General features: G+C 45.6%; 22 protein-coding genes. 2 read left to right on the forward strand and 20 right to left on the reverse strand.

Annotated features, from left to right (window positions below):
- Positions 1-37 precede the first annotated feature (37 nt).
- The 17 genes from BLQ59_RS00245 to cobO all read right to left on the reverse strand — a co-directional run bounded on the left by BLQ59_RS00245 (position 38) and on the right by cobO (position 18,221).
- Entirely contained in the window at positions 38-1,204 is a 1,167-nt protein-coding gene (locus tag BLQ59_RS00245) for a glycosyltransferase family 4 protein (protein WP_176756674.1), read from the reverse strand.
- Positions 1,205-1,215: 11 nt separating this feature from the next.
- Complete coding sequence (locus tag BLQ59_RS00250; RefSeq protein ID WP_074570564.1) at positions 1,216-2,082, reverse strand: glycosyltransferase family 2 protein; 867 nt, start codon at positions 2,080-2,082, stop codon at positions 1,216-1,218.
- Complete coding sequence (locus BLQ59_RS00255) at positions 2,042-3,562, reverse strand: hypothetical protein (RefSeq protein WP_176756675.1); 1,521 nt, start codon at positions 3,560-3,562, stop codon at positions 2,042-2,044. Before BLQ59_RS00255 ends, BLQ59_RS00250 begins: the two co-directional genes overlap by 41 nt.
- A 90-nt stretch (positions 3,563-3,652) precedes the next feature.
- Positions 3,653-4,594, reverse strand: coding sequence for a WaaS/CpsH family glycosyltransferase (locus BLQ59_RS00260; RefSeq protein WP_074570566.1), 942 nt, complete (start codon positions 4,592-4,594; stop codon positions 3,653-3,655).
- Positions 4,572-5,810: a capsular polysaccharide export protein, LipB/KpsS family gene (locus BLQ59_RS00265; protein WP_074570569.1), complete on the reverse strand. Its 1,239-nt coding sequence runs from the start codon at positions 5,808-5,810 to the stop codon at positions 4,572-4,574. The genes BLQ59_RS00260 and BLQ59_RS00265 overlap by 23 nt, the downstream gene beginning before the upstream one ends.
- A gap of 125 nt (positions 5,811-5,935) precedes the next feature.
- Positions 5,936-6,139: a hypothetical protein gene (locus tag BLQ59_RS00270; protein ID WP_074570572.1), complete on the reverse strand. Its 204-nt coding sequence runs from the start codon at positions 6,137-6,139 to the stop codon at positions 5,936-5,938.
- Between the two features lie 11 nt (positions 6,140-6,150).
- Complete coding sequence (locus BLQ59_RS00275) at positions 6,151-6,834, reverse strand: hypothetical protein (protein ID WP_074570577.1); 684 nt, start codon at positions 6,832-6,834, stop codon at positions 6,151-6,153.
- Positions 6,835-6,871: 37 nt separating this feature from the next.
- Positions 6,872-7,966, reverse strand: coding sequence for a glycosyltransferase family 4 protein (locus BLQ59_RS00280; protein ID WP_074570580.1), 1,095 nt, complete (start codon positions 7,964-7,966; stop codon positions 6,872-6,874).
- A gap of 3 nt (positions 7,967-7,969) precedes the next feature.
- On the reverse strand, positions 7,970-9,328 hold the full coding sequence (locus tag BLQ59_RS00285) for a GumC family protein (protein WP_074570582.1): 1,359 nt from the start codon (positions 9,326-9,328) through the stop codon (positions 7,970-7,972).
- An 89-nt stretch (positions 9,329-9,417) separates the two neighbouring features.
- Positions 9,418-10,833, reverse strand: coding sequence for an undecaprenyl-phosphate galactose phosphotransferase WbaP (gene wbaP / locus BLQ59_RS00290; RefSeq protein ID WP_256324556.1), 1,416 nt, complete (start codon positions 10,831-10,833; stop codon positions 9,418-9,420).
- Between the two features lie 15 nt (positions 10,834-10,848).
- Entirely contained in the window at positions 10,849-11,016 is a 168-nt protein-coding gene (locus BLQ59_RS15660; protein ID WP_074570587.1) for an Arc family DNA-binding protein, read from the reverse strand.
- Between the two features lie 230 nt (positions 11,017-11,246).
- Positions 11,247-12,854 (reverse strand): NAD(P)/FAD-dependent oxidoreductase, encoded by a 1,608-nt coding sequence (locus tag BLQ59_RS00300; protein WP_074570590.1) that lies wholly within the window; start codon positions 12,852-12,854, stop codon positions 11,247-11,249.
- Positions 12,855-12,862: 8 nt separating this feature from the next.
- The gene (locus BLQ59_RS00305) at positions 12,863-13,816 is read right to left on the reverse strand and encodes a CdaR family protein (protein WP_074570593.1); all 954 of its coding nucleotides are present in this window, start codon (positions 13,814-13,816) and stop codon (positions 12,863-12,865) included.
- Positions 13,813-14,652 carry a diadenylate cyclase CdaA gene (cdaA, locus tag BLQ59_RS00310; protein WP_074570595.1) on the reverse strand — a complete coding sequence of 280 codons (840 nt, stop codon included), beginning with the start codon at positions 14,650-14,652 and terminating at the stop codon, positions 13,813-13,815. Before cdaA ends, BLQ59_RS00305 begins: the two co-directional genes overlap by 4 nt.
- 182 nt (positions 14,653-14,834) lie before the next feature.
- Complete coding sequence (locus BLQ59_RS00315; RefSeq protein ID WP_371118261.1) at positions 14,835-15,881, reverse strand: branched-chain amino acid aminotransferase; 1,047 nt, start codon at positions 15,879-15,881, stop codon at positions 14,835-14,837.
- A gap of 72 nt (positions 15,882-15,953) precedes the next feature.
- A complete protein-coding gene (ilvD, locus tag BLQ59_RS00320) occupies positions 15,954-17,606 on the reverse strand; it encodes a dihydroxy-acid dehydratase (RefSeq protein WP_074570601.1) in 1,653 nt (550 codons plus the stop codon).
- A gap of 78 nt (positions 17,607-17,684) precedes the next feature.
- Positions 17,685-18,221, reverse strand: coding sequence for a cob(I)yrinic acid a,c-diamide adenosyltransferase (cobO, locus tag BLQ59_RS00325; RefSeq protein ID WP_074570603.1), 537 nt, complete (start codon positions 18,219-18,221; stop codon positions 17,685-17,687).
- Between the two features lie 84 nt (positions 18,222-18,305).
- Between cobO and BLQ59_RS00330 the strand changes: the two genes are divergently transcribed.
- Complete coding sequence (locus BLQ59_RS00330; RefSeq protein WP_074570604.1) at positions 18,306-19,925, forward strand: SGNH/GDSL hydrolase family protein; 1,620 nt, start codon at positions 18,306-18,308, stop codon at positions 19,923-19,925.
- Positions 19,926-19,972: 47 nt separating this feature from the next.
- On the opposite strand, the gene BLQ59_RS00335 is transcribed toward BLQ59_RS00330, so the two are convergent.
- From BLQ59_RS00335 to BLQ59_RS00345, 3 genes are read right to left on the reverse strand one after another with little or no spacing between them, the layout of a single operon-like run.
- Positions 19,973-21,376 (reverse strand): FAD-binding oxidoreductase, encoded by a 1,404-nt coding sequence (locus tag BLQ59_RS00335; RefSeq protein ID WP_074570607.1) that lies wholly within the window; start codon positions 21,374-21,376, stop codon positions 19,973-19,975.
- Positions 21,373-22,566, reverse strand: coding sequence for an electron transfer flavoprotein subunit alpha/FixB family protein (locus BLQ59_RS00340; RefSeq protein ID WP_074570608.1), 1,194 nt, complete (start codon positions 22,564-22,566; stop codon positions 21,373-21,375). The genes BLQ59_RS00335 and BLQ59_RS00340 overlap by 4 nt, the downstream gene beginning before the upstream one ends.
- A gap of 20 nt (positions 22,567-22,586) precedes the next feature.
- Positions 22,587-23,378, reverse strand: coding sequence for an electron transfer flavoprotein subunit beta/FixA family protein (locus tag BLQ59_RS00345; protein WP_074570611.1), 792 nt, complete (start codon positions 23,376-23,378; stop codon positions 22,587-22,589).
- Between the two features lie 198 nt (positions 23,379-23,576).
- On the opposite strand from BLQ59_RS00345, the gene BLQ59_RS00350 reads away from it, so the two are divergent.
- Complete coding sequence (locus tag BLQ59_RS00350; RefSeq protein WP_074570613.1) at positions 23,577-24,722, forward strand: acyltransferase; 1,146 nt, start codon at positions 23,577-23,579, stop codon at positions 24,720-24,722.
- The last annotated feature ends 47 nt before the right edge of the window (positions 24,723-24,769 follow it).

A 24,769-nucleotide genomic window follows, 5' to 3' on the forward strand; every position in this document is an offset into this window, starting at 1 on the left:
TCCTATACCAGCCTATTCAACATTTAAACATGTATTATTAGCTTATTGCACTTATAAAGTTTTCATAATACTGTTTCTGTGTGAATCTTTTTGCCCTATTAAAGCTTTTTTCTCCCATAACCTTTCTTTTCTGTGGATTATAAGCTAATTTAATAATCTCTTGCCGAAGATTATTAATTAAATTTTCATTCCGCTCTATAATCACAGCACACTCCTCGGAAACATATTCTGTCATGCCTCCTGACTGTGTTACAATAAGTGGCAAACCTGATGCCATGCCCTCAATTGCCACTAATCCTGCTGCCTCTTCCCAAAGAGAAGGTATGCACTGTATATCTGCCAATTGATAGTATTGCCACAATTTATCATTTGACATATAACCAATATGTATCATCTTGTGTTTATTTTCTGCTATCATTTCATCTATTTGCAACTCGTAGGTATTTTTCTGTGCCTCAGCAAAGCCGGTACCACCCACCAACAGTAGTTTTATACTCTCATCATTTATAGCTGCTACAGCTTTTACCAATTCCCTGACTCCTTTAACAGCCAGTATGCGGCCTACATACAATACAATAATATCCTTTGAGCCAAAACCAAGCTCGGCACGCAATTTAAGCTTAATATCATTAGAAATCATTCTAGTAAAAAGATTCAAATCTATAGCATTGTAACATATCTTTATATCTTTTTCATCATAGTAACTAAGCCAAGGATTTTGACAAAACTGGCTCACCACTATAATCCTGTCATATAAGGGTCTAGTCTGCGGAATTTCATGGAGATGACTGTGATATGCAACCGACATGGGCAAATCACTAAATTTATAATATCCTGTTACTTGACAGTCTTCTTCCACTACTAGCCATTCAACATCTGCCATAGTTTTCAGTAGACAATATGCCTGCCACAAATAGCTACTTTTCATTATCCTTGACAACAATGGAAAAATCTTATTCCCATACTTCAATAAACGATATATAACCTTTGCTGTTGAACTTTCTCTCAGAAAAATAAACTTCGTATAAGGATAATCTCTTGCCTTTTGACGAGCTTTTTCATCATCACAGCAAATAATCGTCAAATCCAATTTTTTCTGACTTTCATTTTCTGCAATCAACATTTCCATAAGCGTCGCCACTGCCCCTCCATTTACAGCAGGTATAGCTTCCGCTCTTTGCCCTAGTATAACAATTTTCTTCATAAGCGACTTAGTCATTTTAACCGTCCTTCGCCCCTGCCACACCAACGACAAATTCGATTTGTACAGGTATGTTTTTTACAACTAATATAATAATTTTTCCACTTACGAATTTTATCCGTAACACCAAAAACATCAGTAATACCAACCAAAACTCTCTTATATAATGGACGTGCCAGTTCACTTCGCCTACAATCATTAAAATTTAGATTTAACTCCCTATAAACTCGTTCATCCTCATCCCAGCAAGCAGTTATATCACTACTAAGCCCACCAGCATCAGCTTCAAAAAACGCCACAATATCGTCTACGTATTTAATCCGTACGTTTTCATCAAAATAACATTGCAAAAAGAATTTATAATCCGATACGATCTTGTAGTTTTCATCAAAAGGATACTTCTCTAAAAGCTGCCGACGCACAAACATGGCCGCATGCCCAACCATCCCCCCTTGATAAGTTTCCTTATTTCTAGCATCCCGGTTAGAAAAAACTTTTTGCCGTCCTACCTTTGGATATACAAGGTATTCATTACAACTTAAAATATCCGGCATATCGCTGAAATGATGAATTATCTTAGCTATAGCATCTTTTCCAGCTAAAGCATCATCCGAGCCTATATACTCCACATAATCGCCAGAAGCCATTTTCCATCCTTTATTAAAAGCATTATATATACCAGTGTCTGGCTCGCTAATCCATTTACTTATACCGTATTCATATTTTCTAATCTTCTCCACCGTACCATCAGTTGAGCCACCATCTACAACAATAAATTCAATATTTTTATAAGTTTGCTCAACCACACTAGCCAGTAATTGTTCGATTTTATTTTCTCGGTTATACACAACTGTGATAATCGATATCTTTGGCTGATACATCTTTTTCCTCCCAATGATTCATATAAAAAGTAGTAGCTTCAAAAAAAAGTAACCAATGCAAACAAAGTCCACCAGTACTTACCGTTACAGGTAACCCTCCAATCATAAAAATCAATCCTAAAATCAGTACATCATAACGCAAATTTTCCCGTGATACTGACAGCATTCTATACAAAGCATACACACCCAAAATTCCCATATTCATCAACATAAATATAGAAAAATCATGAATGTACTGAACGTGCCAGGATATACCTAATAGCGGTCTAGCCATGAACACCTGCCAGCCTTCGTAAATACTGACAAAACGAGCAATAGTCGATCCTATACCGCTATTACCACCAATAATACCAATACCGACAAAACCATTGTTTTTACCTAAAAATTCTATCACTTCTAGTGCATCCATCAAACGGTTATAAAGATAATCATTTTGCGAAATTACATATGAAACGATTATGCATACACCAACAAAGGAAAGAAGAATTAATTTGCGGCACAAAAAAAAACCAAAGACTGAACCGCCATTCTCTCTAATACGAAGAAGTATTGTACAGCAAGCAATAATAAATAAAAACCACACAGACGAGAAACCACCAGTAAGAAGCATTAATACCAAGCATAAAAGGAATGTCATATTACTATATGTCTGTGGTACATTCCAGCCTCTCTTTTGAGCAAATTTCCTTAAAATATTTCCCAACAACATAAGCATGGCAATATTGAATAAAACGCAATTATAATGGGATGGTTCCCTTGTTCCCCCTTGCAATGTGTAAAAAATTCCATCGCGAATCCTAGCATCCGTATAAATCGACTCTTCATTTACTCCTAGCAATATGGCAGCGAAGTCAAAAGTGAATGTAAGATTGCCAATAACATTTTTTACTATAAATTCAAAATAACCGTAATATATCACATATTTCAACCAGCCAACAATTCTCATATAGGGAGAGATAAACCATTCAAAACTATATATTTGCTTAAAAATAAGGACTTCAAAAGCAAAGATAAATACTTCCCATAGTGGACGCAAAAAAGAACTAACACTTGGAACATATTGATACATTAAACATTTCCCCGCCACATATCCATCCCAACTTATTTTCGAACTTTGTTCCGGCATCAACAGTCCATCATATGGTAGCAATTTTTCATAAATCATCCCAAATATAATAATAGTAATAAAGCCAATTACCGTCATAAGAATATTCTTTTTTAAGTAAACACGCCCACTAAATAATAGATAAAACGAATATATTAGAAGGCAGTAACCAGCAACACCATATAACGATGATACTTCATGTTGTCCAATCTTAAAAAAATAACCTTGAAACCAACATAACTGTAATACACATACAGTTGCAAATAAGTCAGCATAACGCTTTTGCCAACAATTTTCTCTTAGCATAATATATAGAAGTACACCTATAACGATTATAGATAATATAGGCACCAAAGTAACCTCCAAGCTTTTCAACAACCAACAGTATTTTCACTAAAATGATTTCTTCGATATATAGTATTTATTCTAAATATAACAAGCAACATTAGCACCAATAATATTGCTTTATAAACGCATAAAATTCTCAATCCACCCATCCACAGTATACTTCTCGATTTTATCATTTTCTATATTTTCATAAGGGGAATTCAAAAACTCGTTTAATGTAGCATAGCTATCTATATTAATTATAAATATGTTATTAGAATTATAGAATTTTTCATTTACAATATTCTCATTATTTGTAATTAATTTTTTTTTGTAAAACATTGCTTCTACTGAACGCCATGTTAACCCACTCTGCCCTTCTTGAACAATTTCTAAAATGCACTTACTCCCCCATTCTTTTTGTAAAAGGTCGATATATTCTATTTCATTCTTTTTAATTAGTATATTTTCATCATCACTTTTACATGCATCATCCACAACAATAAATTCATAGGTAATATTATTTTTTTTCAATTCCTTACCTATATCAAGCAATGCTTGTAATCGATTTTTATTCAATCCACAAAAGAATACATCTCTAGATATATCATTACTCGATGGCATATCATACATTCTTAAAACTTGATTATTGTATTTAATTCCATATTTTCTACAATCATCCAAGTCAAAACTACTGACAAAAAAATCAGGATAGTTTACATTTAATAATTTTTCTACATCTTTTCTCCCATTATATGTCAATGTGTTTCGCTGTTTATCCACACTATTCCATAGCCAATATACAATCTTTGCATTTTTCTTTCTTTCTTTGACTATATATTTTATAATATCTAGAGGATATGTACATTCAAACACTATTATCAAATCATAATCAGCAATGTTTTTTTTGGTAAAATCATAAAACCATTCGAATTTTGGCAAGCTACATGCATGCCATAATCTTTTTATTATTTTTCCTAAAAAATTACATTTTTTATATGCATAAGACAAATCTATCTCTGTATCCACAAATAATTCTGCTGTATAATTTCTTTTATTAGCAATTATAAGAACCTTCAATATTACCCTCCATTCTATTAAGCAATTTTTCAACATCATTTATTGATATTTCACTATCATCAAAAAAATCAATATTTATCAAATAGCTCATTACATATTTTCGCAATTGCTCTCCATTCATCTTTGCATAGAAGCTTCTACCTAAAAACTTTACATTTTTATTCATAATCATTGCCTCTAAACCAACTGTTGAATTAATTGTAATAATTTCATATGCATATTTTATTATCTCGAAAGTATTATCATTAACCAATATAAAGTTACTATTCTTTCTTAAACCTAGTAATTTGTTAATGACTTGATAATCACTTTCCTGTGGATGCGGTTTAATCACTAATTTTTTGTTCAACTTTTGGGCACGATCAATTGCTATTTTAATCGAATCATCGACTGTAACATCACTATTAATTAACACTTGCGTATCATAACTTACTTGCAACGGTAAAAAAACATATTCATCTTGATGTTTTTTATATATATAATTATCAAACTGAAAATTATTGCCAAAATTCTTAACCAATCCTAGAAATCTCTTAAATATGTATTTTTTATTATATCCAACATGAGTTACAAAAAAATATCCTATTACATCCAGCAAAACCTTAAAAGACAAGTCCGTAAATCTACTTTTCGCCTGCGGAACTTTTATTTGTCTTTCTTTATATAACAAATATTTTTCTCGCCAATCATTGTACTCAGCTACATTATCACTGTATCTGTCTAGTATTTGAATGTTATTGTATATTTCAGATTTAGCATTTGTACCAAACTTATCGACAAATAATTTACCAGGCAAATTAGAAACTTCGCAGAATAAGACCTTCTTATAATACTGTCTTGCAAAATTACTTGCTGCACGATGTTCCACATTTAGGCCATTCCATATGATTATACCGTCTACTGGCTGTTTTTTTTCGATTTGTTCTAAATCAGCGAATACGACATTATATAAGCACGCGCATTCATCGGAATTCATTCTATTCGATAGCACTTCCACTTGATCATTAAACTTGACACTATGTATTTTCTCAAATCTAACTTTTTTCTTTTTAGCTATCGTAGTATCAAACCCATGTTTTTTTAGAAACATGTATGCCGAATACTGTATTGTGTAGAAATGAACTTTACAATCCATACTATGCAATACTTCTGCCAATCTTGCTCCAAATTTTGCCTGCTTATAAGTTGATAGCATAATAATAACTTTATTCATCATCCAAGAATCTTCCCTAATATTTTGATATCATTTTCTATTTTCTTTGCGTATTACTTACATTGCTAAGCCATTAAAGAATATCATATATTTTTACCACCATTGCCAGAAAAATGTGATGTAGTCATTTATTTTGTATTATCTTGATCTCCTAAATTCAACAAATCACCAATATCTATTGAATAGCCTTCATTTAATGCTTGCATTCCAGATTTATCGCCAGCCTTTGTAATTCCCAAATCTTTCCGTGTTATAGCAGAATCTCCAGCAGCCTTTGCCCATAAATCATCTTTGCTAATTGCCTTCTGATTGTTTTTTTTATCATCTGCCATGATATTGCCTCCTAAACATTCCACTGTAAATATTTAATAAAAATAATTACGATTTCCGACAACTTCTTTGTATCGGCAGTAGCTTTTGGTTCAAATACACCAATTATAGTAACTACTAACAATGCTACAATCGTCCTTTTTATTAATTTTACGCACTCATCCAATTCATTATATTTTTTATCAATCAATTGATTGTTTTTAAAAGTTGCTCGTTCATAAATCCCTGTTATATATCTTACTACTTGATTTTGATGTGCCAGCACCATATTATATTCAACAATATCAGCACTATCAAGCCTATTCATTTTTATAGATGATAATACTTTGATTAATTTAAAAATTAGTGATATTGTCCGATAGCAAGCATAACTGATTGCAAATCCATATATAACAAGCATTATCCATTCGTAAAGCATATTGGGCATTTTTATCTTCTCAATATTCGATAATGCACCGGTTAACATAACAAATATAAATGCACAAACAGTCAACATGATGTAGACTTTGTTATCCAGCCTGTCTAATCTTTTTATACAATGCTCGTATTCAGTTTTTGAAATTTCAAGTACTGTTTGAGGATTATTTTGACAATTATATATTGGCTTATTAGCTGCAGTATTCTCAGTTTTGTTTATAGACATTATATAGTCTTTAGAAACGTTATTTTCGTCAGAAACATTCACAAAATACTTCATATAATTAAACGCATATTATAATTTTATAGTAAAAAGTTCACTTTCTTACCGAAACAAAATCAGCAAAATTAACGCGAAAATTCTCTATACTGAACCGTTCTGCATTATGTCGGCATTTTTCTGCTCTTATTCCTTCATTATCACTCATCTTTGTTACAGCTTCCCTTATATCAGCTGCATCCTGTCTATAAAAGAAAATACCTGTTTCATTTTCTTTTACAGTTTCAAGCGCTCCGCCTTTTCCATAGGCAATCACTGGAGTTCCGCAAGCCTGTGCTTCTACTGGCGTAATCCCAAAATCCTCTTCAGCTGCGAACACAAATGCCTTGGCATGTTGCATTTTTTCTTTCATCACTTCAAAAGTCTGATATCCCATCATGGTTATATTTTCTTTGGCAATGGCTTTAATTTTTTCATAGTCCGGGCCATCACCTATTACTATCAGTTTCTTATCCGGCATTTCATTAAAAGCTTCTACAATCAGCTTCACTTTTTTATATGGCACCAAACGGGAAGCAGTCAGATAGTAATCTTCTTTTTCCTCACAGTATTCAAAAGCATCAATGTCTACCGGCGGATAAATCACTTTTGCCTCTCTGCCATATACCTTCTTTATACGTTTAGCGATAAATTTAGAGTTAGCAATGAAGTAATCCACACCATTGGCCGTTCTTGTATCCCACATGCGCATATAGTGCAAAATTATTTTTGCCAACCAGCCTTTAAGACCGTGGTTCAGATTTGACTCTTCAAGATATTGATGCGTCAAATCCCAAGCGTAACGAATCGGACTGTGCACATAGGAAATATGTATCTGATTAGGCCCGGTTAATATGCCTTTTGCCACACAATGTGAGCTGGATATGACCAAATCATAGTCTGTCACATCTAATTGTTCTATCGCCAACGGCATTAATGGCAGATAACTGCGATAATGTTTTTTTGCTCCGGGCAAATTTTGGATAAAGCTTGTATGCGTCTTCTTATTTTTTATGAAATCGCGTTGCCCTTCGGGCAAGAAATCTACCAAACAAAAAATATCTGCTTCCGGGTAAATATTTAATATCTGTTCTACTACACGTTCTGCACCAGCATAAGTAACCAACCAGTCACAAACTATAGCAATCTTCATACATCATGCCTCCCGCCTGTAGCATACCAAGCTATAACAAAAAGCAAACATACAACCTAATACAAAACCAATAGCTGTGATAAGTATTTTTTTAGGCGATGCTGGTTTGTCTTCATCTGGCAGGTTAGCCGCATCGACAATCTGGATATCCATACTGTCCATGGCTTCTTTCAGCTTTTTATCCTCTGCCTGCTTGATAAGGTTGGTATATATCTGTTCCTTAATGCTGGTATCACGCTGAAGGTTCAAATATTCCAGCACGGCTTTTGGGAAACCATCCAGTTTCTTTTCTTCCTCTTCCCGACGCTGTCTTATGGCCGTTTCACTGGCCTTAGCTACGGCTACGCTGACTTCAGCATTTGCCTGTTCACCGATAAGACCTGCCTGAGTGGAATTCATTGTGGTGTATTTGGAGGCTACGATGGTATTCACTTCACTGGCCAATTTCTTTTGCAGGGCATCAATTCTTTCTTTAGCAGAAATGATGCTCGGATGTTCTTCCGTATAACGTTCCCTTAATCCCACCAGATTTACTTGAGCATCTACAATCTGCTTGCGCAGCCCCATAACGATCTCATTATCGTTGATGTTATAATTCTGACTGCTAGAGCTAATATCTCCCAGTTTTGCACCCACAGCATCCAGTTTTGCCTGGTTGGCCTTTTCCTGTACCTGCATGTTGCTGATGGCTTCATCAAAGGCACTCATTTTTGACACAGCAGCCTTGGCCTGTTCATCCGGGCTATAGATCTTATGTTCCTGCTGGTATTCAGCGAATTTGGTTCTGGCATCTTCCGCATCTTTTTTCGCTTCGTCAATACGTTTTTCCAGGAATTTCACCAGCAGACTCTGGGTTTGCTGGTTCATATCCGTCTGCAGGAGCAGGAAGTTGTCTACTACGCCCTGGGAGATTTTCTGGGCTTCTTCCGGCGTCCTGCCCTTGGCGGTAACGGTTATAAGGTCCGTCTGCTTGGTATTCTTGATATCCAGATATTTCTTAGCAAAGTCTTCAGCCTCAGGCTTTTTCTTTTCATCTTCCCATTCCATATCGTTGATGATGGGTTCCAATACGCGGCGAGATTTCATCAGTTCCATATAATTAGTAGCAGAACTGCTGGCACCTGTGTTCACTCCCATCATTGCCGCCATAGCTGCTGCACCGCTAATATCCTGACCAGCATTTCTGGTCTGTACCAATGTTGTAGATTCGTACTGTTTCGGTAGGATGAAACTGATGCCAGCCGCCAATAGAGTGCAACCAATGATGATGCCTCCTACCTGTTTTTTGTGGTCAATAGCGACATTGGCTAATTTGCCGAGGTCGATGGTGTCTTCTTCTAAATGTTGTGGTTTATTTTCCATTGAGATTTGCTCCTTAAAGTTATTTTTGAGGTTTAAAACCACCTCATCCACCGCCTTGCGGTCCCCCTTCCCCTCAAGGGGAAGTCTTTTTAGTATGCACCTTTGCCGAAGAGGACGGCGGTGAAGGTTTTGGCCAGGTACATGATGTCGAGCCATACGGACCAGTTTCTGACGTACCATGTATCCATGGTGACTCGTTCTTCGTATGTGGTGTCACTGCGGCCACTGGCCTGCCACATACCGGTGATGCCTGGAAGTACCATGGCATATTCACGGAAATACTGCCCGTAACGTTCGATTTCTTTTTGTACAATGGGACGCGGGCCAACAAGACTCATATCACCCTTGATGACGTTCCATAGCTGTGGCAGTTCATCCAAACTAGTTTTCCGCAGGAAACCACCTAACTTGGTAACTCTGGGATCATTGGTCAGTTTGAAGGACTCTTCCCATTCCTTCCTAGCTTCGGGATTAGCGGCCAGATATTCTTCCAGTTTTTCCTGTGCATTAGGAATCATCGTTTGAAACTTATAACAGGGGAATTCGCGGCCATCTTTACCGATACGATGATGGGCGAAGATTACATTCCCTTTGTTATCGATTGCAACCAACACACTTACAAGCACAATAATCGGCAGAATCAGCAATCCACCGCCAAGCGTGCAAACCAAGTCAAACGTTCTTTTGTAAATCCGATTGCGTCGCATGGCAAGGTTATTGCGCATATGCAGCATCAATATCTCTTCTGCAAACAAAACCTGCGCTTCTACCCCCATCATCGGTGTGCCAATCAAGTCCGGAACATAGGACAGATGCCTTACATGCGGCTGGACTGTAGTAATCAGATGCTGGAGTTTATCCCGTCCCATACCCGGGGCCGTGATGATCACCGTTTTGGCATTGCTGTTTTTTATAATCTGCTCTGCTTCATCCACAGTCCCCAACAGGTTATAATGCTTGGGAATCTTATCCGAAATGGGATTATCGTCAATGAAGCCGGCGATATTATAACGATAGCCCAAGTCATCCTTGAAGAAATGCAGGGCACGCTCGGCAGTCTTGCCAGCGCCAATCATGATTACGTCCTCATAAAGATGATGGCGGTGTTTCAGATACAGGCTGACTGCAAGGCGTTCCAAATAGATTGTCAATAGCATCAATAGCCAGAAAATTACAAAGAAAGAGCGCGGTGCCTGCCAATTCGTGAAGAAATAGAGTGCTGCCACACAGGCCAGCATTGCATAGGTCACGCCATAGAATATGCTGCGCACAGTGTAGATGAACGGCTGCATGTTGTTGTAGATCCTGGACTGGGCCAGGAACAACAGGAAGGTCAAGGGCAGCCAGAAGTAAAGATAGCTCCTGTGGATTGACATGTCATAGATTGACGTTGACAATTGACCGGTCAAAATGACGGCCAGATAGTCCATCGTCAAAAACAGGACTGGTGTCAGATAGCGCCTCGCCTTCTGCCTTATGGAGTTGTTATTTGATGTTGCAGTCAATGTCATTTCTTCCCCTTACTTTTCAGCCTTCATATTGGCCAGGGCGTATTCGCAACACTGACGCACGAGATTATTAACCGATACATGCTCATGTTCAGCTACTTTCGTTAGTTCCTCCAACAAACTCTGTGGAAGACGAAAGGTTTTATTGAGCATTTCTTCAGTTTGTTTAACTTCGAACATTCTTAATTCTCCTTTGCATTTTTACACACTCCATTATATTAGCACATATGCCCCCCCCCACAAGACATTAACTAAAAAATTTTCCATTTACTCTGCGCATATGGCAATTTGCATTTAAATATTACATTTTTTCCTATTGCAGATTTGGTTGCATATCGAAATAAAGACACAAAAAGAGAGCCTTACATAACCAGTCAGTTACATAAGGCTCTCGCCTGATTTACTCTATTTTATTGTTCTTTATACGTGAGAAAGGCCGATGCTGCCTTCATACCGTCTACCGCCGCACTCATGATGCCGCCGGCATAACCTGCGCCCTCGCCCATGGGATAGAGGCCAGCCACGCCTTCTGCCTGCATATTTTCCCGGCTTCGGCGGATACGGCAGGGCGCCGACGATCTGGCTTCCACACCGGTCATAACGGCGCCTTTATGGGCAAAGCCCTTGATTTTCCGATCAAAATGCGGCAGGGCTCCTTCCAAGGTCTGCGTGAGGAAAGCCGGCAGGCACTTGTGCAGATCCACAGCTTTCACGCCCGGCTGATAGGTCGGCGTGGTCAGGAACTGCGTAGAACCGGCTGTACCCGTCAGGAAATCGCCGACCGTCTGCACTGGTGCATGATAGTTCCTGCCCCCCAGCTCAAAGGCCAGTTTTTCCAGCTTGTCCTGCAGGTTCATGCCCGCCAGCACTTCCCGGCCAAAATCATCCGGTCCCACCTGCACCAGCAAGGCACTATTGGCAATGCCAGAGTCGCGCTTGTAGTTGCTCATACCGTTGGTGCATACCTGCCCTTTGAGCGACGTGGCTGCGACTACCTGCCCGCCCGGACACATACAGAAGGAATACGCTCCCCGGCCCGTCCGGGGATCTTTGTATGTCAGGGCATAATCGGCTACCGGCAGCAGCGGATGCCCTGCATCTTCCCCATACTGGGCTTTATCGATGAATTCCTGCGGATGCTCGATGCGCACGCCGATGGCAAAAGGCTTGGCTTCCATCTGCAGGCCTTTGCCCAGCAGCATGCGATAAGTATCCCGGGCCGAATGGCCGATGCCCATGAAGACTTCCTGACAGGGAATGCGTTCCTCGCCATTGACGATGACCGCCTGCATCCTTCCCTGTTCGATTTCCAGATCCGTGACCTGTGCCTCAAAACGAACTTCGCCACCCAGACGGATGATCTCCTGCCGGATATTCTTGACCACGCCCTGCAATAGATCCGTGCCGATATGCGGCTTATGCAGATAGCGGATCTCTTCCGGGGCTCCTGCTGCGATGAACGCCGCCAGCACATCCTGTATATGTCCATCGCTGATGCGGGTGGTCAGCTTGCCATCCGAGAACGTACCTGCCCCGCCCTCGCCAAACTGTACATTGGATCTTTCATTCAGCGTCCCTGTCTGCCAGAACAATTCTATCGCTGCCTTGCGGCTGTCCACATCCCCGCCCCGTTCCAGTACCAGGGGATTCCAGCCAGCCTTGGCTAGTGTCAGGGCAGCAAACATCCCCGCAGGGCCAAAACCGATCACCACAGGACGCAACTCATCTTCCCGACACGGACGGAAGTTCAGGGCTGCCGTTTTCTTCAGCGGCAGGATTTCCACATTCTTATCCTTGCGCAATTTTTTCAACACATTCTTTTCCGGCATGTTGACTTTGACGTCCAGCATATAGACGAACTGTACCGGCGCGCCATGATAGCGGCGGGCATCTACAGCCTTACGCACAATTACCACCTCAGCAACAGCCTGAGGTGGTAATTGCAAGCGTTTGGCTGCAAGCATTTCCAGGGGTGCCTTCTCATCAAAAGGCACCTGCAGATTTTTGATACGAATCACTTGTAGCTTCACTCCATACTTTTTTCTGTTTTCTTGCTTTTCACCGCGATATGCACCAGCACATCATGATTGGTTACGGTCACCCCGGAGGGGAGTTCCAATTTCACGGTCTTGTTGGTATTCTTCAGCACATCAGCCAGCGATACTTTCTCCGTCGGGACGAATGTAAGATTGGCAATGATGTTTTCCGAACCTGCAATCTCGATCTGTAGCGGTTCCGGCTTCAGGGACACGAGCTCCAGATTATCCGGCAGGTCATCGCCGGGCACAGGCTTGATAGTGACAATCTTCTTGGTAAGGCCACGGGCCATCTGTACGGAAACATACATGGTCGAAGGCTGGATGGTAATGCCGGACACTTCCTTGCCCTCTGCGTTGATAGCCGTCAGCGGCACCTGCAGGGCAAAATCCGTATCATTCTTGCTGGTAAGTCCCACATAGCCGATCAGCCGGTCCACTTCCGTGACCAAAGAGGCCGGACCTTCCACCAGCACTTCCGCACTGGCCTGGCTGACGCTGGCCACCGTGACGCCGCTGGCCGGAGAACCATTGACATTGATATCGGCCCGGACTTTCCGGGTGATGATGGGATCGAGATTGACCTCCACCGTTGCCGGTGTCATATCCACGAGCTCGAAGCCGGCAGGCATTTCCATGCGCACCTTGTACTCCTTCCTGCCCTCCTCAGCACCACGCAGGTCCACATAAGCATGGAAATCGGCGTCGCTGTTGCTGACAAAGAGCGAGCGGGCACCGCGAACCGTAACCTTGATCTTATCCGTTCCCTGCGTGACCTTGTAACCTTCCGGGGCATTCAGGAGCTGCACCTGCGCCGTAAAGCTGCCTTCTGTTGACGGATTCTGGTCATTCATCACATAGCCCCAAAGGATCACCGCAATCAAAAGGGCGACAATCTTGGCCGCTAAATTACGTTGTACCAAACTGCGAAAGCGTGAAATCATTTCTTCTTCCTCCAGTTCATCACCATATCTTTGATGCCCGTGGTCGGCACTTCAAAGGCAGGCATCAGCACCTCTTTCAGATATTCCGGACTCAGATGCCGCATGATATGGCCATTTTCCGCTACGGAAATCGTGCCGGTCTCCTCGCTGACCACCACGATCAGCGCATCGCACTGCTCGGACAAGCCGATAGCAGCCCGATGACGGGTGCCAAGTTCCGTAGATAACGCACGGTTCTCCGTCAGCGGCAGCAGACACCCCGCTGCTATCAGCCGGTTGCCCCGGATAACCGTTGCCCCATCATGCAAAGGCGTATTGACGATAAAGACATTGAGCAGGAACTCTTCCGAAATGAGGCCATCGATCTGGATGCCCGTAGCGCTGACATCGTTGAGTCCCATATTGCGCTCAATAACCAGCAATGCACCGGTCTTCGTTGCCGAAAGCTGCTTCACCGCCTTGGTGATCTCATTGACGACATTGCGGGCTTCCTCATCATCGAGTAGCGCAGCCGTTCCCAGGAACCGCCCCTGTCCCAAATGTTCCAGCGCCCGCCGCAGTTCCGGCTGGAAGACGATGGGCAGAGCCACAAAGAGCAGAGTCACGGCCTTCTGCAGGAGCCAGGAAATCACATGCAGATCCAACCAACTGCAGACCATGGTCACAGCTAGCAGGACCAGGATACCCTTCACCAATGTGATGGCCCGGGTATCCTGCAGCATTTCGTAAACTTTATAGAGAATTGCTGCCACAATCAGGATATCCAACACATCGAACCAACCGATGGTGGACAGTATTCCATGAAATTGTACCGGCAAGGAAAAATCAATTGGCATAAAACAAAACTCCCCAGTGTTACACTTCCGTTATATCTCTAGCTACTATTATATGAAAAATTCGCGTTCTTTGTAAAGAACTCCTTGTAACTATTGTAAAAGTTTACGCCTTTTTTCTAAAAATTATATGAAAAAAAGAAGATTTGCCGTTAATATACGACAAATCTTCTCTAATCCATGGCTTATTTGATTTCGCGGATCCAGCCTTCCGGTGCTTCCACCGTGCCCATCTGCACACCACGCAGCGTGTTGTAGAGCTTGGTAAGGACAGGGCCCATTTCCTGCATGCCGCTCGGGAACTCGATGGTCTTGTCCTTGGCCACGACCTTGCCCACCGGGCAGATAACTGCAGCCGTGCCGCAAAGACCAGCCTCGGCAAAGTCTTCCAGTTCCGTGAACTTCACCGGACGATGCTCGACCTTGTAGCCCAGGTTCTCAGCCAGAGCCACCAGCGAACGGCGGGTGATGGACGGCAGGATGGAATCGGACTTCGGCGTCACGATCACATTGTCCTTGGTGACGAACAGGAAGTTGGCACCACCGGTCTCTTCCACATAAGTACGGGTTGCCGCATCCAGATACATATTTTCATCGAACCCATTCTCATGCGCAACGATATAGGGGTGCAGGCTCATGGCGTAGTTGAGGCCTGCTTTGATATCGCCCGTACCATGCGGAGCAGCGCGGTCAAAGTCGCTGACGCAGATGGTGATTGGCTTGATGCCGTTCTTGAAGTAAGAACCTACCGGCGTACCGAAGAGACGGAACTGATATTCATCGGACGGCTTGACGCCGATGACCGGGCCAGTAGCGAACAGATACGGACGCAGGTACAGGGCACCGCCGGATTCATAGGGAGGAATCCAATCCTTGTTGGCAGCGACAACCTGATCCACGGCCTCCATGAACATCTCTTCCGGAACCGGCGGCATGACCAGCCGCTTAGCGGAATCCACCATGCGCTTTGCATTCAGGTCAGGACGGAAGGTAACGATACGGCCATCTTTGGTACGATAAGCCTTCAAGCCTTCAAAAACTTCCTGGCAATACTGTAAAATACCAGCGCACTCATTGAGCACGATCGTGGCATCTTCTGTCAAACCACCTTTGCCCCATTTGCCATCTTTGTAATTGGCCACATAGCGTTTGGTAATCGGTTGATAGCTAAAACCGAGATTTGACCAGTCAATGTTTACATTTGCCATACTAAAACCCCTTTTCTTTTTCACGAAAGTAACTTTATTCTATGCTTGTAATGTACAAATGTCAAGGGATTTTGTACATATTTAGAATTTGTGCGCTTATTTCACTACTGCACCCGTGCTGGCCGAAGTCGTCATGCGGGCATAGCGGGCCAGATAACCGTGTTTGATCTTCGGTTCCGGTTTCTGCCAGTTTGCCCGGCGCTTGGCCAGTTCTTCGTCGCTGACCGCCAGTTCCAGCTTGCGGTTCGGGATGTCAATGGTAATCTCGTCCCCATCTTCAATCAAGGCAATCGGACCGCCTTCCATCGCTTCGGGGGAAACATGGCCCACACAGGCCCCCTGGCTTGCACCGCTGAAACGACCGTCGGTGATCAGGCCGACTTTGAGCCCGCGTCCCGTGATGACTGCTGTCGGGTTGAGCATTTCCTGCATACCCGGACCGCCCTTGGGACCTTCGTAGCGAATGACCACTACATCGCCGTCATGGATCTCACCGTTCATGATGGCGTCGCAGGCTTCCGGTTCCGAATCATAGCACTTGGCCTTGCCCGTATAAGTCAGCATATCCTCAGCCACTGCCGATGCCTTGACGACAGCATAGTCCGGGGCCAGATTACCCTTGAGCACGGCAATGCCACCTTCGGAACGGTAAGGCGCCTCCACCGAATGGATTACATTGTTATCCTCTACCGGCGTATTCTTGATCCTGTCACCCATGGTGCCCGTTACCGTCAGGGCATCGAGATGGATCAGATCCTTCTTGGCCAGTTCATTCATCACGGCCGAAATGCCGCCTGCCTCGTTGAGGTCGACCATATGATGCTTGCCGGCCGGGCTGAGTTTAGCAATATACGGCGTGCGGCGGGAAATCTCATCAAAGAGCGGTGCCGGAATCTCGATGCCTGCTTCATGGGCAATCGCCGTCAGATGCAGCACCGTATTGGAGGAGCCGCCAATGCCCATATCCACGGTGATAGCGTTTTCAAACGCCTTCTTCGTCAGGATATCGCGGGGACGGATATTGTTCTTCAAGAGGTCCATGACCACCGCACCGGCGCGCTTGGCCAGCAGGCGGCGTGCGCCCGTATAAGCAGCCGGAATCGTGCCATTGCCCGGCAGTGCCATGCCCAGTACTTCCGACAGCGAATTCATGGTGTTAGCCGTAAAGAGGCCCGCGCAGGAACCGCAGCCTGGGCAGCATTTTGCCTCGAGATCTGCCATTTCCTCTGCGCTCATGTCGCCAGCAGCAAACTTGCCGGCGGCTTCAAAGGCCTGGCTCACGCTGACATCATGGCCCTTATAACGGCCAGGCAGCATCGGGCCGCCGGATACGACTACAGCCGGGATATTCAGACGGGCAGCGGCCATCAGCATACCGGGCACGACCTTGTCGCAGTTTGGGATCAGGATCAGGGCATCGAAGCCGGAAGCCATCGTCACCGCCTCTACGGAATCAGCGATAAGTTCCCGGCTGGCCAGGGAATACTTCATGCCTGTATGCCCCATGGCGATACCATCGCAGACACCGATAGCCGGGAATTCGATTGGCGTACCGCCGGCAGCAGCCACACCTAATTTCGCCGCTTCCGCGATTTCCCGCAGATGGATATGGCCGGGAATGATCTCATTAAAGGAATTGCAGATACCAATCAGAGGTTTGTTCAAATCCTCCGGGCCATAGCCATTGGCATGGAACAGGGAACGGTGGGCGCAGCGGGTGGCGCCTTTTTTTACATTATCGCTAATCATCTTTCCACTCTCCTAAGATATTGAATCGAAATATAGTTACAAGTTTACAACTTTACAAGCGATTTTGCAAGCAATGTGTTAAAATTCGATACCTTTTTGTGCTTTGATGCCTTTTTGATACGGATGTTTGATCTCCTTCATCTCCGTGACCAGATCCGCCCGCTCAATCAGAGACTCAGATGCATCCCGGCCGGTCATGACCAAATGCAGTTCCTCGGGGCGCAGATCCAGAAGTTCCAGCATATCCGCTTCCGCAATCAGCTCATATTTCACGGCATAGTTGATCTCGTCGAGGATGATCAGGTCCCATTTGCCGCTCTGGATCTCTTCCTGGGCGCGCTGCAAGGTTTCTTTCGCCGCTGCCTCATGCTCCTCCTTCGTCGTAGGCCCTTTATTGGTAAAGCCCAGACCACATTGGTCAATCTCGATGCGGTCATCGATATTCTTCAAGGTTTCAATGGTCTTAAGTTCACCATAGGTGCATCCCCCCTTGATGAACTGCAGGATCAAAACCCGAAAGCCATCGCCCCAGGCGCGGACAGCGAGTCCTAACGCTGCCGTCGTCTTTCCTTTGCCATTTCCCGTATGTACGATTACCAGACCTTGCTTTTTCATTTTCACATCACCTCAAAAATATGCTATACTAATTATTATAATTATAGGTAATTAAAGAAAATCCTGTTTGTGTTGGTGTTATTTATGAAGAAATTTTTGCTATTCACCCTGATTATTTTAAGTTTTACCATATTATCTGCCTTTGTGGCGGAAAAAACGGATGTGCTGGGATTGCGTTCCCTGACGCTTTCGACCTCCTTTGATGAGCAGGACGGGCAGCTGGTCCTTTCCTGGGATCCCCTGCCCTATCCCTGCTTCTATAAGGTAGAAAGCTACTCTCCCACCACCGGGTTGGTGGAGGGGGAACCCGAAGCCAAATTCTGGGGCAGTGAATATACCATGAATGCGTCCTATGCCGTGCCCAGCAGTGCTATTCCCATGAACTACCGGGTAACTGCCTATGGCATGTTCGGCCCGCTCACAGAGCCATCCGCGCCGATCCTGAACCCGCTGCATACCAAAGATCCGGTGAGCCCCAGTGTGATCCGCCATTACGGCGAAAATCACCCCGCAAGCCTCATGCCGTTCCTGGTCTGGCATTCTGTCCCCAACGCAGTCTGCTACGAAGTCGAGCTTTTGGCCGGTAAGCCAGCCCAGGAAGGCGGCACCGCCCCGGACAAGAACAATCATCTGGAAAGCACCCAGCTCATCTTCACCAACGGCTGGCAGGCAAACCTCAAGAAATATGCCAACCGCAAATTCATCTACTGGCGGGTACGGGCTCTGGACATCCATCATCAGCCCATCGGCGAATTCTCGCCATCAGAGGAGCTCTACATCAATCCGGAACTGCCCCAGCCTGACCATCCACTGCTCAATGAGTTCGACCAGATGCCGAACTTCGAGATGCCCATCTATCCGGTCTATCAGTGGATTCCGCTCAATAACATCGAGCGCTACGAGGTGGAACTCATAATCCATCCCCCCGCAGCCGAAAACGATACCCAGCCCACTGCCGACGCCGCCTGGCGCAAGATCGTCAATTCCGCCACGGCCTGCTATGACGAGTATCCCCGCCCCTATGCCGGGGATTACTACTGGCGGGTACGCGGCATTGACAAGGCCGGTAATCCTGTCGGCACCTGGTCCGATACCGCGCACTTCGTGGTCAAGCAACAGCCCGAGCGGGTACCGGTTGCCGTCCTCGGTGACAGCATCACCCATGGCGGCGGTGCCGTATCCAATTCGCCAGCCGCCTTGGAGTACAGTTACACGACCTACTTCGATTTCCCCTGCCTGAATCTCGGGCGCAGCGGCGATACCTCCACCATGACCTTGCAGCGCTTCGACCAGGATGTGCTGCCCTTCAGACCGTATAACCTCATCATCCTGACCGGCACCAACAGCCTGCGGGCCACGAACATGCAGCCGGATCTCATCATCAACGACCTGGATGCCATCCGCCAGAAATGCGAGGCCAACGATATCCGCCCGATTTTCCTGACGCTCATGCCCATCAATCCGGGCAATATCCAGTTCGCCTTCCATACACCCACCGACAAGAAATGGGAAGCCAAGCTGCTGCAGGTCAACACCTGGATTCGCAGCCAGCCCTATCACATCGACCTCGAACCCTATTTCTACGATGCCAGCCATAAAGTCATGGACACCCAGTTCAGTATCGACGGCCTGCATCCGGACGTGCGGGGCAAGATGCTGATGGGCGAAATCATCAACCAACATAAAGATCTGTTCATAAAATAAAAACTGCCTCTCGCTATGAGAGGCAGTTTTTTTGCTTAGGTTTACTTTTATGCCTGGCAGACCTTATGCGGATTCAGGATGTTATTGGGATCGAATACCTTCTTGATGCCCCGCATCAGCACGAGGCTGGCCTCCGGCAGGGACTCATTAAGATAGGGCTTCTTCACAAGACCGATGCCATGCTCGCCGGAAACCTGACCGCGCAGGTCATGGGCTTTTGCATACATGCGGTTCATGGCAATGCCCAGGAGATCCTGCCACTTATCTTCAGGCAGGTCATCCCGCAGAATGTAGACATGCAGATTGCCATCGCCGGCATGGCCGAAGGATTTGATGCGGATGCCAATTTCCTGCCGCAGCTGATGGACAAACTCCACAAACGCATTGACCTTATTGCGCGGCACAACCACATCCACCTCATCCATCATGCTCGTGGAAGCCTTGATGGCTTCGAGGAAAGCACCACGCGTCTTCCAGACCGGCAGGCTGCGCTCTTCCGTATCGGCAATCAGGATATCGATAGCCCCTTGATCTAGGCAAATCTGCGCTGTTTCGTCATAGTAGGAAGCGATCTCTTCCATCGTATTGCCATCAAATTTCAGCAGCAGATAGGCATCGGCCTGATTGTCCGGGAACTTGCGCCCCAAATACTCCTCGGCATCGAGGATGACTTCACGTTCCATGAACTCAATGGCCGTCGGTACAGATTTTGCCTGAATGATCAGCGGCACCGTGCCGATTGCCTGTTCCAATGTCGGGAAAGGAACGAGCAGGCTGACGCTCTTCTTCGGCAGTGGCAGCAGCTTCAGGATGGCCTTGGTCACAAAAGCCAGCGTGCCTTCCGAACCAATCACCATATCCTTGAGGTCGTAGCCAGAGCTGTTCTTGACCACCTTGCCGCCAAGCTGCATGATCGTGCCATCGGCCAGCACCACTTCCAGCGAACGCACATAGTCACGGGTTACACCGTATTTCACAGCCGTCATACCGCCCGCATTGGTGCTGATATTGCCACCGATGGTAGCAGATTTCTCACCCGGATCAGGTGGATAGTAAAAGCCTCTCTCTTCCACGTAATTACGCAGTTCCATCAGCAGGACGCCCGGTTCCACGGTCAGCGTGAGATTTTCCTCATCGAGTTCCAGTACGTGGTTCATCAGTGTGGTATCGATCATGATGCCATGTTCCACGGCTACGGATGCCCCGACCAGACCGGTACCTGCCCCGCGCGGCGTCACTGCGATATGATGTTCGTTGGCATAGGCCATGAGCTTGGATACTTCTTCCGTGGAAGTCACCCGTGCTACCAATGACGGATAGGACTTTTCACTGGCCAGTTCATCATGGCTGTATTCCTCATTGATCTCCTCACCAAACAGCAGGCGTTCTCGATCCATAAAGCCAGCAATAATATCTAAATCTTCTTTGGTAATCTGTTTGTATTCCATCATGCGATCTTCCTCCCCTGCTGAATCTCGTCAATCAGCTGCGGTATAATCTCGTACAAATCCCCGACTACGGCATAGTTAGCCACCTTGAAGATGGATGCCTTGGGATCGCTATTGATTGCGAAGATTTCTTCCGAATGTTCCATGCCAGCCACGAACTGGATGGCACCGGAAACGCCGCAGGTGATGATGAGCTTCGGCCTTACTGTACGTCCCGAAAGGCCAATCTGCCGCTTGGCATCCATCCAACCCGCTTCAATCAGCGGACGGGTGCAGGCAAAATCGCCGCCCAACGCTTCGGATAATTTATATACCAGTTCCAGATCTTCCTTTTTCTTGATGCCGCGGCCGGCCACCACCAGCACATCGGCATGCTCGATGCTCTTTTCCTTGGGTTTCTTGGTGATGCCCAAAACGGCAATCCGGGAAGCCAGGGATTTTTCCGGTACATCAAAAGCTTCTATCACGCCATGCGCCTCCTCGCTACGCTCCGGCGCGTCCATGATCTTATAACGAACCGTAGCCATCTGCGGGCGGGTGTTCGGCGTCAGGATTTCCGCCATGATATTGCCGCCAAAAGCCGGGCGGATCTGTACCAGATCGGAGTTCTCGTGAATATCCAACACCGTGCAGTCAGCCGTGAGGCCCGTATGGAAGCGAGCGGCAACACGCGGTGCCAGCTGGCGCCCCACCGGCGTTGCGCCTACCAGAATGGCAGCCGGCTTCACCTGCTTGATGAAATGCTCAAAGACCTTGGCATAGGATTCCATATTGAATTCACCCAAGGCTTCCTTATCGCAGACATAGACCTTGTCCACACCATAGTGGCGCAGTTCCTCAGCACCTGCACTGATGTCATGCCCCATAAAGAGCGCATAGACCTGCTGATGGATCTTATCCGCCAATTCCCGGGCCTTGCCCAGCAGTTCATAGGAAACCGGGTGAATGCGGCCATCCACATGATCGATATAAACGGCAATCCCCTGCCATTTGCTCTTGTCGATCTGCGGCTTTGCCTCATCCTCCACAAATTCCATGGCGCCATTGCCCTTCTTCACGCAGAGCTTGCAGAGACGGCAGGCTGCCGAGATTTCCACCTTGCCATCCTTCTCCGTCATGGCACCAAACGGGCAGATGGCCATAAGCGCCTTGATATCCTGAATCTTATCCTGATGTACAACTAATTTTCCCATTTATGAAACCTCCCAAGTTTTTACGCGATAAATTTCTGACTCTTCAGCAGGCTGTACATGCGGTCTGCCAGTTCCTCACCACTGCCCTGCCAGGTCTCTCTGGCCTTGTGGGATTCCGGCGGGAAGATGCGCTGCACCTGAGTCGGCGAACCATTGAGTCCATAATGATGTTCATCCGTATCGCTCATATCGCTCAGCGTGTAGGTTTCAATATCACGGCTGGCCGTTTCCTTGGATTTCTTATAGGACGGCAGGCGCGGTTCATAGATGTCCTTCTGTACCGTCAACAGACAGGGGAACGAAACCTTGAGCCGTTCCACATCTTCAGACATCTCCATATCCACCAGGATGGAATCATCTTCGACGCCTTCCACCTGTTTTACATTGCAGACACATGGAATGCCGAGCTGTTCGGAAACCTCCGGACCGACCTGGGCCGTATCACCATCTGTAGTCTGCAGTCCGCAGAGAATCAAATCGAAGTTACCAAAGCGCTTGATTCCCTGAGAAAGCGTATAACTCGTAGCCAGCACATCCGCACCGCCAAATTTGCGATCCGTTATGAGAGCCCCCTTGTCTGCTCCCATCGCAAATGCTTCATATAATATCTTTTTGGCAGGCGGCGGCCCCATGGTCAGTACATTGACCGTACCGCCATACTGTTCCTTGAGGCGCAGCCCCGTTTCCAGCGCAAAAAGGTCATATGGATTCATCTTGGCATCCGCCCCATTGCGCTTCAGTACACCGGTTACCGGATCGACCTCAACTTTGTTAGAACCTGGAACTTGCTTGATACAAACGAGAATATTCATTGCTTTCACCCTCCTTGCTTATACTAATTCGTCATATGATTCCTAATTCCTTCTATTGGATAAAATTTTCTTTCAATTGTGAAATAAATAACTATCACGAACTAAGACGAATCTTCAATAATAAATGCCTATGGCATTATCGATTAAATTTTGTTATTATAGGTACGTACTAATTTTTTATCGAGGTGTTTTATCTTTATGCAAACCGCAAGTCCACCACGCAAGCCACGTCTCGCTGCCATTGAATACATCCGCGGCATCTCCATGATGGGGGTTATCGGCATCCATATCGGCTCTCAATACATCATGAATCCTGCCGCCAATATCCATCTGGTGGCGCTCTTTGAGACCTTCACCCGCTTCAGCGTGCCGATATTCTTTTTCATCTCGGCCTTTGGCCTGTTCTACAATCTGAATCTCAACGAGCCCTTCAACTTTTGGAAATTCACTAAGCGGCGGCTCAAGACCGTACTGATTCCCTATCTGGCCTGGTCATTATTCTACCTTTACCATGACGGTCTGCTCTACGGCGTGGACTTTCCCGATCCTCTGCATCTGCTGTCCATCCTGTTCTTTGGCAACGCCAAGTATCAGCTCTACTTCATGGTGATCCTGCTCTGGTTCTATCTGCTGATGCCTCTCTGGATTGCCATGGTACGCCGCCTGACCATTCCGCGCCTCGGCTGGCTGCTGGCCTTGCAGATTGCCTTCGATTACTGGTCAAGTTTCAGCACGTCCTTCAATATATATGTCTACGGCCTGCCCGATGACAGCATCCTGAAACCCTTTTTGCTGTACCGCCTGAACTATTGGGTATTGCATTACTTCTTCATCTTTCTGCTGGGCGGCTATCTCTCCGTCCACAGCGCAAGATTCATGGAGTTCATGAAATCACATCTGCATGGCCTGACCTGCTTTTTCTTCTTCACCTTGGGCGGGCTGATGACCTATTACTACGAAAAGATCTATTTTGACGGCTATACGGCACTGGAAGCCATCAACACAGCCCATCAGCTCTGTCCCTGGGGCATCCTCTACACCATTGCCGCCAGCCTGTTCTTCTTTGCCGTCTTTACCTATCAAAGCTATCCCCAAAGCTGGAATAGCCTGCTGCATATCTTAGGCAAGCATTCCTACTTCGCCTATCTGGCCCATCCGCTCTTCATCACCTATATCGGCCTTTGGCTGCAGAACACCGGCCATCTTATGACAGCCCCGGTCGTGATTGCGTTCTACTTCGCCACGCTGCTGCTCTCCATACTCGCAGCCATCGCCTGCCGCCAGCTCGGTACTTATGTGCCCATCATCAACAAGCTGACCATTGGTGTCTATCCGAAAAAATGACAACGACAAAAAGGCAGTGAAAAGTTTCGCATTACTTTTCACTGCCT

The organism is Pseudoselenomonas ruminantium, from assembly GCF_900104055.1.
In the GTDB taxonomy this organism is placed as follows: domain Bacteria; phylum Bacillota; class Negativicutes; order Selenomonadales; family Selenomonadaceae; genus Selenomonas_A; species Selenomonas_A ruminantium_C.

Bases quoted from the DNA above. Each gene is read 5' to 3' on its own strand.
- BLQ59_RS00275 (WP_074570577.1), bottom strand. From the start codon at position 6,834: ATGAAGTATTTTGTGAATGTTTCTGACGAAAATAACGTTTCTAAAGAC.
- BLQ59_RS00345 (WP_074570611.1), bottom strand. From the start codon at position 23,378: ATGAATATTCTCGTTTGTATCAAGCAAGTTCCAGGTTCTAACAAAGTT.
- cdaA (WP_074570595.1), bottom strand. From the start codon at position 14,652: ATGCCAATTGATTTTTCCTTGCCGGTACAATTTCATGGAATACTGTCC.
- BLQ59_RS00335 (WP_074570607.1), bottom strand. From the start codon at position 21,376: ATGATGGAATACAAACAGATTACCAAAGAAGATTTAGATATTATTGCT.
- BLQ59_RS00270 (WP_074570572.1), bottom strand. From the start codon at position 6,139: ATGGCAGATGATAAAAAAAACAATCAGAAGGCAATTAGCAAAGATGAT.
- BLQ59_RS00330 (WP_074570604.1), top strand. From the start codon at position 18,306: ATGAAGAAATTTTTGCTATTCACCCTGATTATTTTAAGTTTTACCATA.
- BLQ59_RS00340 (WP_074570608.1), bottom strand. From the start codon at position 22,566: ATGGGAAAATTAGTTGTACATCAGGATAAGATTCAGGATATCAAGGCG.
- BLQ59_RS00285 (WP_074570582.1), bottom strand. From the start codon at position 9,328: ATGGAAAATAAACCACAACATTTAGAAGAAGACACCATCGACCTCGGC.
- ilvD (WP_074570601.1), bottom strand. From the start codon at position 17,606: ATGATTAGCGATAATGTAAAAAAAGGCGCCACCCGCTGCGCCCACCGT.
- BLQ59_RS00305 (WP_074570593.1), bottom strand. From the start codon at position 13,816: ATGATTTCACGCTTTCGCAGTTTGGTACAACGTAATTTAGCGGCCAAG.
- BLQ59_RS00265 (WP_074570569.1), bottom strand. From the start codon at position 5,810: ATGATGAATAAAGTTATTATTATGCTATCAACTTATAAGCAGGCAAAA.
- BLQ59_RS00250 (WP_074570564.1), bottom strand. From the start codon at position 2,082: ATGTATCAGCCAAAGATATCGATTATCACAGTTGTGTATAACCGAGAA.
- BLQ59_RS15660 (WP_074570587.1), bottom strand. From the start codon at position 11,016: ATGTTCGAAGTTAAACAAACTGAAGAAATGCTCAATAAAACCTTTCGT.
- BLQ59_RS00245 (WP_176756674.1), bottom strand. From the start codon at position 1,204: ATGAAGAAAATTGTTATACTAGGGCAAAGAGCGGAAGCTATACCTGCT.
- cobO (WP_074570603.1), bottom strand. From the start codon at position 18,221: ATGAAAAAGCAAGGTCTGGTAATCGTACATACGGGAAATGGCAAAGGA.
- BLQ59_RS00350 (WP_074570613.1), top strand. From the start codon at position 23,577: ATGCAAACCGCAAGTCCACCACGCAAGCCACGTCTCGCTGCCATTGAA.
- BLQ59_RS00280 (WP_074570580.1), bottom strand. From the start codon at position 7,966: ATGAAGATTGCTATAGTTTGTGACTGGTTGGTTACTTATGCTGGTGCA.